Annotated in this window: 10 protein-coding genes; 7 read left to right on the top strand and 3 right to left on the bottom strand. The window is 44.3% G+C overall.

Annotation, left to right across the window (positions count from 1 at the left end):
- The first annotated feature begins 131 nt into the window (after positions 1 to 131).
- The 7 genes from R8O10_RS11525 to R8O10_RS11495 all read left to right on the top strand — a co-directional run bounded on the left by R8O10_RS11525 (position 132) and on the right by R8O10_RS11495 (position 9,684).
- Positions 132 to 500, top strand: coding sequence for a hypothetical protein (locus R8O10_RS11525; protein WP_031777210.1), 369 nt, complete (start codon positions 132 to 134; stop codon positions 498 to 500).
- Positions 501 to 509: 9 nt separating this feature from the next.
- Positions 510 to 1,859 carry an HlyD family type I secretion periplasmic adaptor subunit gene (locus R8O10_RS11520; RefSeq protein WP_033906830.1) on the top strand — a complete coding sequence of 450 codons (1,350 nt, stop codon included), beginning with the start codon at positions 510 to 512 and terminating at the stop codon, positions 1,857 to 1,859.
- Between the two features lie 3 nt (positions 1,860 to 1,862).
- Positions 1,863 to 4,094 (top strand): response regulator, encoded by a 2,232-nt coding sequence (locus R8O10_RS11515; protein ID WP_318191420.1) that lies wholly within the window; start codon positions 1,863 to 1,865, stop codon positions 4,092 to 4,094.
- Positions 4,069 to 5,493: a TolC family protein gene (locus R8O10_RS11510; protein ID WP_318191419.1), complete on the top strand. Its 1,425-nt coding sequence runs from the start codon at positions 4,069 to 4,071 to the stop codon at positions 5,491 to 5,493. Before R8O10_RS11515 ends, R8O10_RS11510 begins: the two co-directional genes overlap by 26 nt.
- Positions 5,483 to 7,069, top strand: coding sequence for an ATP-binding cassette domain-containing protein (locus tag R8O10_RS11505; protein ID WP_005389021.1), 1,587 nt, complete (start codon positions 5,483 to 5,485; stop codon positions 7,067 to 7,069). The genes R8O10_RS11510 and R8O10_RS11505 overlap by 11 nt, the downstream gene beginning before the upstream one ends.
- Entirely contained in the window at positions 7,066 to 9,204 is a 2,139-nt protein-coding gene (locus R8O10_RS11500; protein WP_262583755.1) for an ATP-binding cassette domain-containing protein, read from the top strand. The genes R8O10_RS11505 and R8O10_RS11500 overlap by 4 nt, the downstream gene beginning before the upstream one ends.
- Before the next feature lie 105 nt (positions 9,205 to 9,309).
- Positions 9,310 to 9,684: a hypothetical protein gene (locus R8O10_RS11495; protein ID WP_025768457.1), complete on the top strand. Its 375-nt coding sequence runs from the start codon at positions 9,310 to 9,312 to the stop codon at positions 9,682 to 9,684.
- A gap of 26 nt (positions 9,685 to 9,710) precedes the next feature.
- Here R8O10_RS11495 and R8O10_RS11490 read toward each other — a convergent pair whose 3' ends face one another.
- The 3 genes from R8O10_RS11490 to R8O10_RS11480 form a co-directional block, all read right to left on the bottom strand.
- Positions 9,711 to 10,601, bottom strand: coding sequence for an RNA polymerase sigma factor RpoD/SigA (locus R8O10_RS11490; RefSeq protein ID WP_318191418.1), 891 nt, complete (start codon positions 10,599 to 10,601; stop codon positions 9,711 to 9,713).
- Between the two features lie 333 nt (positions 10,602 to 10,934).
- On the bottom strand, positions 10,935 to 12,377 hold the full coding sequence (locus R8O10_RS11485) for a sensor domain-containing diguanylate cyclase (RefSeq protein WP_318191417.1): 1,443 nt from the start codon (positions 12,375 to 12,377) through the stop codon (positions 10,935 to 10,937).
- A gap of 230 nt (positions 12,378 to 12,607) precedes the next feature.
- Positions 12,608 to 12,895, bottom strand: a complete 288-nt coding sequence (locus R8O10_RS11480; RefSeq protein WP_017821594.1) for an alternative ribosome-rescue factor A — start codon at positions 12,893 to 12,895, stop codon at positions 12,608 to 12,610.
- Between the last annotated feature and the right edge of the window lie 51 nt (positions 12,896 to 12,946).

Raw genomic sequence — 12,946 nt, 5'->3', positions numbered from 1 at the left:
ACACCATTTTTAGAAACCAACTTTTTTATACAACTTTTTTCATACCTTTCGAGTTCCATAAAAACAAAAAAATTTGAAAACCCAGTATAAAGATCCTTACTTGTTGTCATTAAAGCAATTAGTGCGGTGGGATAATGATAAATATGACAAATCTGTTGCGCTCAGTCGACAACAGCCATAAGGGGCTGCAATTGCTATTAGGCGATTTTTACCAAGATTTCAGTGATGCAGGGATTGATATTGAGATGCTGCATAAACAAAACCGTTTTGAAGCACTCAGATGTTATTCAAAAAGGCTAAAGACCATTCTCGTCTTGTTATGTGATGACGACTTACCACCAAAATTGGCAAAGCTTGAACACTTAAACAAACACCATTTCCCTGCTCCTAATGAATTGATCGAGGACGTTAAAACCGAGCTTAACAACGTAAACAAACAAATTAGCCAGCTGTTAAAAATCGAAAATTCAATCGATAGCCGCACAGGTAGTGAATCGTAGGGGTGGCTCATGAGTAATAAGCAAATAGAACATCACCTCAAAAAGGCGCTTGTTTCGAACAACGAAGCGTCGAAGGTAACAGCAGACGATACAATCGTCCTAGCCAGTGCAATGACCAGCGTACACAAAACCTTGCTGGTTATCTTTTTGCTTTCCATGGTGGCTATCGCCGTGGCATCTCAGGCTCGTATCGACATTGTGGTGTCGGTGCGCGGTGAGCTATTGCTCGAATCTGACATCGAAAAAGTGCAACACCTTGAAGGCGGTATTCTAGAAGAAATGCTAGTGCGCAAAGGCGAAGTGGTTTACGAAGGTCAACCTATTGCACGCCTTCGCTCTCTGGATAGAAACACTCAACTTGATACGGTAAACACAGAGATCATTCAGCTTGAGCTAGACAAGATTCGTTACGAAAGCCTGCGCGATATGGTGGAACCCGATTTTTCTGCCTACATCGAAAAGTACCCAGAGTTAGTGCAAGTCAACATGAATACCTGGCAGCAAGAATTTTCTAAAAACCGTTCCAATGAAGAGTTGATCACTCACGATATCCAACATAAGAATTCGCTTATTGATTCAATGCTCAAGCGCCGTAAAAGCTCCGAGAACCAGCTCTCCTTGATACGCAAGCAGCTCAATATTAAGAACACCTTGTACAAAGAGGAAATGGCGTCTTACGTCGATGTTCTGAATATGCAGGTTCAAGAGTCAAACATGGTGCGTGAGATTGAAAACCTTGATGAGTCGGTCATGAATGAGCGCTTCCAACTCGACAAACTAGAGAAGCAGTACCGAGACTTGGTGGAGAATCGTAATGCCGAGTATCAAGCACAAATCATTCAAGCAAACAAGGACTTAAAGTTGAAACGTATATTACGTCCTCAACACTCAGATAAAGTGGATCGCCTCGTGGTTTACGCCCCTATTGACGGTGTAGTAGATAAAGTGCACTTCAACTTCCGCTCCGCTGTGATACCGCCAGGTGAAAGCATCGCGGACATTGCACCGATCAATAACGCCCTTCATGGAGAGGCGAAGATCCCGCGTAAAGACATGGGTTTTGTAGAAATCGGACAAGCGGTCAAAGTGAAGATGGATACCTACAACTTTGCCAAATACGGATTTTTGGAAGGTCGAATTGCATCGATCAGCCGTTCTTCTTATGAAGAAGAAGACGCTGAATTCTACCTCGCGGAAATCCAAATCAGTCAAAACTATCTAGAGCGCGGAGGCACACAATACAAGCTGTCCCCTTATATGGAGTTTACCGCAGACGTGAAAACAGGTTCACGCCGGGTTATCGAATACGCAGCGAAGCCGGTTATGTCGGCTATCGAAGACGCATTCGATGAGAGGTGATGGATGAGTAACAAACCTTCCTACAATATTTCCGTTCCTGTTATGCGCCTAAGCATTGCTTTCAGTTTGGTGCTGGCTGCCCTCGCCTTTTATTTGTATATCTCTTGGGAAAAAGTGGATTCAGTCGAGAAAGTGCAAAACGCGCCTCTGTTGGTTCAAGCTCAACAGCTCAACCAAACTATCGAGTTTGATATTCAAACGCTTCAACGCTGTTTAAGCGCACGTTATTGCAGTACAACAGAGCTTGATTTTGAGGTTCTGAAAGACGAAATTGACCAATTTAAGTCGCTCGCGTCACTCAACAAAACCGAGTTTAGCTTGGTGGGCGCGACCGAATACACGCAGCTTGAACTGGCAATCAATCGCTTCTCAGACAGCCAAAAAACACGCGACGATGTGTTGGCACTGTACCTCTCGCTCACCAATAACTACCTACAAATGGACGACAACTACCGGACCATATTTAACAACCATGCGAGTGACCTAATGATGGAGAAAAACGAGTTCTTCATTTGGTTGTTTGTGGTCGTTGTCGTACTGGTTGTTATCGCCGTCCTATCGAATTTAGTGGCAATCCTAAAACTGAAAAAATCCAGTTCGAATGAGCGAGACATTGACCAAGAGTTCGATGGGCTTTATCAAGAGCTCAAACAACTGGATTTACAAAGGCTGGAAGAGTTGCTGAACGAAGTGAGCATCAATCCGAAGCAGCGTCAGATTTACTCTCACCTAAAACTGATTTTCAGCAAACTCGAAGAACAAAAACGCAATAACGATCTCTACAAGCAGCTCTATGCTCTGATTGGTTACGAGATTCGTGGCATCACCAACACTATTAACGGCGGCGTGCAATATCTCGTACAAGAGACCGATGAGAGCGGCGTGTTGATGGCGCAAGATATAACCTCGGCTGCCAATACCCTGTCTGAATTGGCAGAGAACTACAACCGACTCATTTCACAAGGGACCGAGAGCAAATCGAAAGAGTTTTCACTGCTAAATGTACTGTCTGAATTGATGATTCACATCAGTTCCAAAGTGCAGCGAAATGAAGGTGAGCTAGACTGCTTTATCTCGGATAACCTACCAAACCGTGTTGAAGGACAATCCACCAGCTTATTCTGGGTGTTGTTCCTACAGTTATCGAATGCCATCCAACTCAAAGCCGATAAGAAACTGTTTGTCACCATTGAGTCAGGCGCAGCGTCAGACATTGAAAACACTCGCCTGACCATCAATCTAAACTTCTTAACCACACTGGATGTGCCGTTTGCCAAGCTCAATACCCTACACTGGAGCGACCATAAACAGCACACCGCAACCAAAGACGATTTGGCGAAAAGCGTACTGAAAGATTACGGCTATTACGAGAGCCATTGGTATCAATCGGGCAATCAGGAACGTTTTCAAATTCAGCTCGATTTGAAAGCCAAAAGCTTCCACACCGAGAAAACTCGCTTCGACAATAAGCGCCTATTACTGTGTGCCAACTCTCAGCTGCGCATTGATGTAATGAACAAAATGTTAGTCAACTTGGGCTTGGAGATCACGCCAATTCGAACGCCGAACGAACTCTTCTCTGCTGCAAAAACCTTTGGCGAATACGATGCCATCATGCTGACCGACACGTTCGAGCCAAACAAGCTGCCCTCACTGAGCAAAACGGTGAAATCGCAACTGCGCAATCACCCGAACACCAAGTTGTTGCTTTCAGTCACTAGCACTCAGCAAGCACAAGAGAGCCATACCTTTGTCGACAAGATTCTGAACTCCCCTGTGATTCCGTATGAGTTCATCCCTAACCTATTGGCAATCATGGAAGCGGAAGCCTCTGAAGAACAGATGGAGAACAGCTCATTCCTGATTGTGGAGGATGACCGTGTTCAACAGATTCTACTCAAACGTATTTTGAGCAAGCAAGAATACGAAGCCGACACCGTTGGCGATGGCGCAGACGCCGTTCAGCATTTCATGAATCAGCGCTCGGACATCATCTTTATGGACTGCATCATGCCGGGCATGGGCGGTATTGAAGCAACCAAACGCATTCGACAGTACGAACAAGAAAGCGGACAAAACCCTTGCACCATTATAGGTGCGACAGCATTGACCAGCAGTAATGAACACCAAGCTTGTATCGAAGCTGGAATGGATTACGTGATCAGCAAACCTTATAAAAACGACGAAATCATCAAGGTGATCAACAAGTATGTGGCGGTACAGAAACTTAACTAGCTGTGTATTGGCAGCGCTTACATTGAGCAACGCTCCTTCGGCAATGGCGACCACCTTGCTTGAGGCGGTCAAACTCGGCTTGGAAAACAATTTATCTCTGCGCGCTAGTGACAAAGGCGTAGAAGAAAACGAATACAACATCGACATTAGCCGTTCTAAGTTCCTGCCCTCTTTAAACGGTGCCGCTGATACCACATGGAATGAAAACGAAACCATATTAACGGGAACACCGGATACACGTTCAAGCTACAACTCAAACAGCTACAGCGTATCTTTATCTCAATCGGTGTTTAACCTTGGCGACATCTTCAAATACGGCACCGCGAAGCTTGATTTCAACATTGAAGAAATCAAGCACGAGAACAAAATCCAGAGCACCATTTCTGAAATCGCGACGCAATATTTCGAATACCTCAAAAACAACGCGCAAATCAAAGCCACCCAAGTAGAACTTAAATCGTCTGAAACTCGTGAGCGCCAAATGCGTCGCAACGTGGAGCTTGGCAACACTGCGGCGAGCGAGTTGTATGAGGTAATTGCTCAGAAAGAAGGCATTGCCAATCGTTTAAGAACCTTAGAGAAAGATCGACGTGTAATTTTGAACGGTTTAGAGATTCAAGTTCAATACCCGGTCACCCCATCGCAGGACATCTACGAAAGCGTGCCCTTGGCGGAAATCAGCGAATCCGAACAACGTGCGATTCTTGAACAAGCTTTGAAGCTCAATAACGATTTATTGGTTGCGAAGAAAACCGTCGAACGAAGCCGAAGAGGCTTGAAAGAAAGCGGTTCAAACTTTGTGCCGACTGTATCGCTCTCTGCCAGTTACCGTTACGATGATGCGAACAACTATGACCGAACCGACCCAACCGCAACAGGGGACAGTAATTCCACCAGCGTCGGTTTGAACTTGAATGTGCCCATTTTCTCAGGCGGTTCGGATTACTACGGTTTTCAAAAATCATCGACTGCCATCGAGCGAACGGAGCTGCTGTACCAAGATTCGTTGTTCACGACGCGCAATAGCGTTAACACCTCAGTACTCAACATTAATGACTTCTCCCGCGCCATCAGCAGTTACGAGAATATCATCCGTGCAAACTACGCTTCCTACAAAGGCATTCAACGCGCTTACCAGCTTGGTACGCGAACCATTACCGACTTACTGGCAGCGGAAAGTAAACTGTTTAGCGCGCTACGTGATTACGAGAGCGCGCGCTATGACTACATCATTGAATCGATCAATCTTGAGCAAATCAAAGGCATGCTATCGGTTCAATCTATCGAAAGCATCATGCAGTTGATGAGCGATATCGAAGGCAGAAGCAATCAAGACTTAGTTCCAAAACACCTTCTCTCTAAACCATCGATTAAGAAAGGAGGTCGCAATGCAAACTGAGCACTTTTCCCAAAAGATTAACTTTGCTGACAAGTGTTATCTGACTTTCTCAACGGTCATCTCAACACTGTTTGGTTTAGTGCTGCCCTTTTCGATTCTTATTATCTTTGACCGTGTTTTACCTAACCAAGCCAAAGACACGCTGTTTCTTCTGTTTGCCATTATCTTGATCACCATCTTCCTCGACTATCACTTAAAGAATCAGGAAGAGAAGATTTCGTCGGTGATCATGAAGCAATTCGAAACCAACTTAACCAACAAGGTGTTTCAATCAATCTGTTTGGCTGAGATATCGAAGTTTCGTCGTCTAGAACCCGGTGAATACCTAGAGCGTATTGCGACCATTCCAGAGATTAAATCCTTCTTTGGCGGAGAATCTGTACGGGCATTGATCAACCTTGCCGTCAGCATACTGACCATTCTGATTATCGGTGTGATCAACATTTGGGCGGGAGTGACCATCTTGCTCGCCTCCATCATTTTGGCGGTGTTCGCACTCAGTCTTTCCAAGCAAAAAATCAACAGCTTAGAAAACAAATCCGACATCGAAGGCTTAACTACTTCTAAAATCATCGAGATCATCTCTAGCCCACTCGATATCAAAGCGCGCAATATGGAATATCGCGTTGAGAGCTTGATGACACAAATGGTGGAAGAACGTGAAGTCGAGAACATCAAATACGAGCAAATTGAATCAAACTTCAACCTTATCTTGTCGCTCATACAACAGCTCTCCATCGCTTGTGTGGTGGTGGTTTTGGCAACGGCAGTTATCAACATGCAATCGAGCCAAGGCATCATGGCTGCCATCATCATGCTTACCAACCGCTACTTCGCGCCATACCAGCAAGTAATGCGCACGGTGAGTCGATGGGAGTTGAACAAGCTTCATATTCAACGTATCGCCGAGCTGCTTGAGCTTGCTGCATCTATAGAACAACAAAACGACACGACAGAAGTCGAGCGCATCTCGGTGAAGTATTCGGAAAAACAACGCATTGAGTTTGAACGCGGTCAGGCTTACTTGCTGACGGGGAAAAGCGGCGCAGGTAAAACCCACCTCGCCAATTGCATTACGCGGCAAAACACCGACAGCAAGCTCGATATCCAAATCAACGAGACACCGCTCGATGACGTCAACTACAACGTCTGGCGTAATAGCGTGCTCATGGTCGACAAAACCAGTTCGTTCGTCGAAGGCACCATCATCGACAACTTGACTTGTTTCCGCCCAAGCTTAAATAACACGGCATTTGCGCTTTGCGAAACCATGAACATCAAGGCACAAATCGATGCCCTTCCCGCTGGTTTTTACACCGAGCTTAAAGGACATTTACGCAACCCATTCTCGCGCCAAGTCGCTTATGCCTTGTTGTTAGTGCGTGCCTTACTCGCGAACAAACGTGTGTTGATCTTCGACGACATCGACTGTGTTTATGATGACGACTTTGCTCGATTGGTTTTGACCAGCACCGCCTATCGCGCCAACGACAAAATCCTCATCATCGTCAGCAACAAGATGGACAAACTCAATCATCGCCTCAAACGCGTCAAACTTACCGGAGGTGACCAATGAGTATTTTGGTTGATTTTAATAATGTCCCTCAGCGCTTGTTGGACTTTGAGGCTCGCAGTTATGACGAGCGATACAATGAGTCACCTTTGATTCGTGGTTTAGCTTACACCCTCATAGCGCTTGAATGGGAAGGCACGCCTTCTATCCTCAGTGACGCTTTTATCCCTAAACCAAAAGACAGCGACAGTTTTATCGCTACGATTGAACGCCTTGGTTACCGTTGTGACGTCACCAAACTAAAAACGTTGGAGCACATCGAGGGGCATCCTCATCCTTGTTTTATCGAGATAGAAAACCTCACTGCGATTTTCTTGGGCACTAAAGACGGCAAACTGATCCTGTTTGATTACACAAATAACAACACCATTGAATACCCGCTCTGCAAGAAGCCGTGCTTGTTGGTCTCGATCAGCGAATACTCCCGCTTATTCCGAGAACCGCCACCTGAATCTCAAGACCGCAGTAACTGGATTAAATACGCGTTTTATCGCTACAACAATGAACTCAAAAGCCTGATTATTCTCAGCTTCGTGGTCAGCATTCTCGGCGCACTCCAGCCCTTTTTTATTATGAGCGTGTACAACTTCGCCTTAACCTCTAGCTCGCAAGCCACGCTTTATTGGCTCACGTTATTTGCTGTGATTGTTGGGTTCTCGGAATACTTTTTCAAGAAAATGCGGGTCAACATCATCGCCACATCAGGAAAGGATTTGGCGGTGCATATTTCTCAAAACGTAATATCCAAACTGTTGTGGCTTCCTTATTCGATGACATCTACCGCTGGTGTCTCTTCTCAGTTAGCACGATTGAAGGACATCGACACTTTCCGCCGTTTGGTAACCGCAGAGTCAACATTAAGCTACTTCGACATGCCGTTTGTTATCGTATTCATTATTGCCATTGCTCTTATGTCTGGTACCGCAGCGCTAGTCGTTATGGCGGGGTTGATTCTAATGTTGGTGTTCTGTGTTTATTCTCGTTACATCTACTCGCAAGCCACGTCCAAGAGCTCTCGCGCCAACGCCATGGTTTCTTACCAATGGAATGAGATTCTTCGTGGTATAAAAACCATCCAAGGCTTGCCATTATTGCGTGTTATCCAGTCCCGCTTTAGCGCGTCGCATTTACAAAGCACCAACGATGCAGAACATGTTTCAGTGACTAATAGCAGGGTTCAGGCAGCAGGCGGGAGTTTGATTCAGGTTATTGGTACCGCAAGTATCGTCGCGGCCGTTATCGGCGTGATGGACGGCACCTCCGATGCAGGTGCAATGCTTGCTACCGTAATTTTAGTCTGGAAGGCGTTGGGGCCTATTATGGGCATCTACAACTCTATTTCTAAGTTCCAATCCATTAAGGCGTCTTCTGCGCAAATCAACAACCTTATGGCGATGAATGACGATAAGCTAACGTTAGAGAAAAGCCCCCCTATTCGCCTATTTCAAGGTAGTATCGTCGGCTCTGGTGTGAGCCATCGTTATAGTGGTGCGGCAACAGGCTTAACTAATCTTGGTTTTAAAATTCCACCGGGCGCAAAAGTTGTGATTTGTGGACCAACAGGTTGCGGTAAAACGACGCTCATTTCTATTATCGCTGGGCTAGAGGAACGCTATCAAGGCTCAGTTTCGGTGGACGGTTATAACATCAAACAATTCAACAGTTACCGCTATCGAACCTCGATTAACTACATCCCGTTTAACCTGCATATTTTTGAAGGCTCCTTGGAGACTAACTTCATCTTGCATAATGGGTTAATCCCAACAGAAAAAATGCGTGAAATGGTGAGTTTCTTTGAGCTCGATACATGGTTGCCACAAGGCCTGGAGACTCAATTGAGCGTTGATATCTGTAAAAGTTTACCAAATGGTATTCAACAAAGACTGCGGCTCGCATTAGGGCTAGGCAACTGCGAACAATCTTTGATTATCATTGACGAGCCATTTAATGGTGCAGAGCAAGAAAACTCGCACTACTTCAAGCGGTTATTCAGCGACAAACTACTCAATAAGACCGTTATTTTCTCAACGAATGATCCGGGCATGATCTCTACATCCAACATGAGCTTAGTCTTGGAGCCAGATGGCAACCTGAAATATTTCGGGTTAACCGATAAGTACTTAAAAAGTCTAAGTTAAGTTCGGAATGTGGTGTGGTTCATCATTCATACTTGAGCACGGTCATTGACAAAAATGTAAACGATGAGACTATTTACTCTGTAAGCGCGTACACTAAGGAATTCGATGTATACATTTGTTGCAGACAAATTGGATGTGGTTTATTTATCAACGATACCAGAAAACTACCAGTTACAAGACTTCGATGTGCCTGAAGAAGAACTCGAAATTCGTGAAATTGTAGAGGTATGGTATGAGTGTGCGTTTCTTCCTGACTTTAACCTTCAACACATCGACATCGAAAACAAAACCGCATTGGTCGAGACACAAGCGCAAGTCGTAAACAACTACACTAGTACGCTCGCTTTTTTACTCAAAAGTCGTGCTTATCGCGCAGCACTTAACCGATTATTGAGTGTATGGAGATTGGAGGCAGCAGCTAAAGCACAGCTTGAGCTGCTGTTACTTACGGAAGAACAGAGTAGCAAGCCAGTAAATTAATCGGCTAGGATAAGGGGATAAAAATCTCAAACCCAACCATCGAATCGGAGACGCTTCTGCACGCGTTCAACCGCCTCTATCTGCATCTGACGAACACGCTCGTTAGATACGTTTAATAACAGGCCTATTTCCGACAAGGTTTTCACTCTCTGGTCAAATAATCCGAATCGATGGATCAAGACTTTCTGCAACTTAGTTGGCAAAGTTTTAATAATATTTTCAATAGCTTGAGTAAAGCACTGGTTTTCACAGTCTTGTTGTGGATCTGGCGTATACTCACTTTCACACAGTTCAAGAACAAATGGAACACGATGTAGGTCCGCAGTGGTAGATACATCAATAAAACCACTAAGCGCAACAAGTTCATCTATACGCTCTGCTTTCACCCCTGAGCAGCGTGAGAGTTCAGAAATAGACAACTCCTTGCTCTCACTTTTTGACGCATCGAGCTTTTTTAAAGCCAGGCTATTTATCTCTTTGCACACATGAGCAGGTAAACGTACCGTGCGGCCATTGTTCATTAATGCCGCTTCTATATTCTCGCGAATCCACCATACCGCATAAGTAGAAAAACGGTAGCCTGGCTCAGGATCGAACTTATCGACCGCTTTTATTAAACCAATATTACCTTCTTCTATTAAATCGAGCAGAGTAAAGTTATTACCTGGCCGTTTGAGGTAACCTTTTGCGATTTTCACAACAAGTCGAAGATTAGACTCAATCAACATTTCGCGCGCTTCTTCATCACCAGCTCGATTAAGTTTGGCGTAATGCAACTCCTCCTCACGAGACAACAAATCAATGCCCACAATATCTTTGAGATAGTGAGCATAAGGGTCTTTCCCAACTGACAACGATTCATTCATTGACAGTTCATCCGTGACAGCTCGGAACCTAGCAAAGCATTCGTTGTTCATTCCCCGTCCTTCTCAAGCCAACTTATTTCTTATCTTCTTTAATTGTTTTTGTACAACACTGTATGCATCATGCTTTATATGCATTACTTTACACTGAGTGTAGACAGGGGTTCTGATCTTTACCAAGAAATCGCTTATCACTTTAAAACAATTACTGCTTCTATGATAAAAACGTGAGCAGGTGGGGGGTTATATATATGAAAGTGCGAATATTTGTACGCAAATTGGCCTCAAAGAAAACAACGCAACGTGATCGTTAACGCTTACCACGTTACTCTGACTAAAACTTTGAGGCTTGAGGATGGTTTGAAGTATCAGTTGAATTAGCGAGATCTAATTCACTTGACGAAGCGCAGGTTGAAGCTGACAGTCTGTTATAACTTGGAAAACTGCACGATTCTTTCCTTCAGACTTACCTTGATACATCAACTCATCAGCATCTTGCAAGCTCACGATGTGGGTAAACTCAGGATAGTAAGCACAGCCCAAACTGATACTCAAATGAATTGCTTGTCCGCCCAGTATAACAGGCTGATCGTAAACGGCTTTACAAAGCATATTGGCAAAATTGAGCGCTTCTCGCTCTGACAGAGAAGACGTAACGAGTGCGAACTCTTCTCCTCCAATTCTCGCCAATGTCATTCGGTCATCAGTCATCGACTTAGCGGCATCTGCGATGGCAACTATTGCTCGGTCTCCAGCAAGGTGGCCATATCGATCATTGATTGATTTAAAATCATCAATATCAAACACCATCACCGTTAAGTTTCGCTTCAAATGATTCAGTAGCGCCAATTGCTCAATCAGGTGTCTACGGTTGTATAGCTTTGTGAGAGAATCCGTCAACGTCATCTCCAGCAATTGCTGATTGGCAATCGTTAATTGCCTTGTCCGAAGAGCAACCATACGTTTGAGGGCAAAAATATGATAAAGCGTTGCGACCGCCATAATGAAAATAGCAATAGGGAAAAGATAAAGTGGATAAACCGTTTTCACCAGACTCCAACGGGTGAGGATCCGCTCACGATCCGTATCGATGACTTTTTCAAACGCTCGTGATACCTCTAAAATGGAAGTTGCACTGTGCATTCCTGCGGCAATCCGAAGATCTTTACTATATAAGCTAATTGTCGGGACAAACATACCCGCTCCCGGCGTGGTTGCCATGTAAAAGTTAGCAACTTGCAGGTCTGCAACGAAGTACAGCACCTTTTTATCGACGGCTGCTTGTATCATCGAATCATTGTTAATGTACTCTGCAATAGGTGCATTTGGATAATTCGTCTGAACAAACTCAGACTCGTAACTTCCTTTAACAACGCCAATTGGCAGCGTCATTTCGCCAGTTAAAACACTCCTGATATCAACCGAAAGTACATCTTTATTTACGTACAGTTTGGTTTGGATAGGCATTATGACTGCGCCAAAGTCCATATACTTCGCTCTTTCGGGCGAGTAGACAAGTCCTCCGTGAAAGTCAGCCTTACCCTCTTTTACGGCTTGTAAAGAAGCATCCCAATCCAAAAGGAGAAACTGAACGTCGATTTGGTTGTTCGCCGCGTACTCTTTCCAAAAGTCGATTAAAATACCTTTAGGTTCACCATCTGGGCTAAGGTAAGAGAACGGCTTCCACGCTTTGGAGTTAGCAACAATTAAAGAATGAGACTCTGACTTGTGTGCATGCGCCATCGGACAAATGGACAGCCACAGTAGTAATAAAGAAGCACACGCTTTTTTACATTTGCAACCATAAGTACCATAACTCGTCGATGACATACCTACTTCTCACCAGTCTTTTTAAACCATAATCTCGGCTGTTTGATTAGACTAAAGATATAGTAGAGTTGCATAATACAGGAAGTGACGCTTATTGATATGAATCTAACTTAGTAAGTTTTAGTACTTAATTGGTACTTTCAACGCCTGGTTCGCTGAAGCAGTTGAAGCAGTTGAAGCAGTTGAAGCAGTTGAAGCAGTTGAAGCAGTACATGATAAATTAGGAAAACTTATCTGGTACTAAAAAATTGAATATCATCAGTTTTGCAAACACCTAGTACCAATAAAAAAGCCCTATTCAAAATCCACCTTGGGGAGAACTTTGAATAGGGCTCTTTGCCTCTATGCTTCATTTTACGGCTGAAGCTACCTTTACCTTTTTTCGCTTTAACGACTCGTGTTTGGAACAGCTGACTGGTAACAACCGCTTTTAACGCGTTGTCTTTGATTTCACCTCTGCCGAAGTCGGTCTCATGTTGTGAGCCACTCGGTTGAGGACTGATTTTACGCTTTGCCATAAATCCTCCTTAATGGTCGAACCAGATTGGACAATAATTATATAAATAAGT

It is taken from the genome of Vibrio sp. 1727 (genome assembly GCF_033344415.1).
In the GTDB taxonomy this organism is placed as follows: Bacteria; Pseudomonadota; Gammaproteobacteria; order Enterobacterales; family Vibrionaceae; genus Vibrio; species Vibrio alginolyticus.
The sequence above is the reverse complement of the archived record's forward strand: the minus strand, read 5'-3'. Positions and strand labels throughout refer to the sequence as shown.

Excerpts from the sequence above, each read along its gene's own strand:
- R8O10_RS11520 (WP_033906830.1), top strand. The coding sequence starts at position 510 with ATGAGTAATAAGCAAATAGAACATCACCTCAAAAAGGCGCTTGTTTCG.
- R8O10_RS11515 (WP_318191420.1), top strand. The coding sequence starts at position 1,863 with ATGAGTAACAAACCTTCCTACAATATTTCCGTTCCTGTTATGCGCCTA.
- R8O10_RS11510 (WP_318191419.1), top strand. The coding sequence starts at position 4,069 with ATGTGGCGGTACAGAAACTTAACTAGCTGTGTATTGGCAGCGCTTACA.
- R8O10_RS11505 (WP_005389021.1), top strand. The coding sequence starts at position 5,483 with ATGCAAACTGAGCACTTTTCCCAAAAGATTAACTTTGCTGACAAGTGT.
- R8O10_RS11500 (WP_262583755.1), top strand. The coding sequence starts at position 7,066 with ATGAGTATTTTGGTTGATTTTAATAATGTCCCTCAGCGCTTGTTGGAC.
- R8O10_RS11495 (WP_025768457.1), top strand. The coding sequence starts at position 9,310 with ATGTATACATTTGTTGCAGACAAATTGGATGTGGTTTATTTATCAACG.
- R8O10_RS11490 (WP_318191418.1), bottom strand. The coding sequence starts at position 10,601 with ATGAACAACGAATGCTTTGCTAGGTTCCGAGCTGTCACGGATGAACTG.
- R8O10_RS11485 (WP_318191417.1), bottom strand. The coding sequence starts at position 12,377 with ATGTCATCGACGAGTTATGGTACTTATGGTTGCAAATGTAAAAAAGCG.
- R8O10_RS11480 (WP_017821594.1), bottom strand. The coding sequence starts at position 12,895 with ATGGCAAAGCGTAAAATCAGTCCTCAACCGAGTGGCTCACAACATGAG.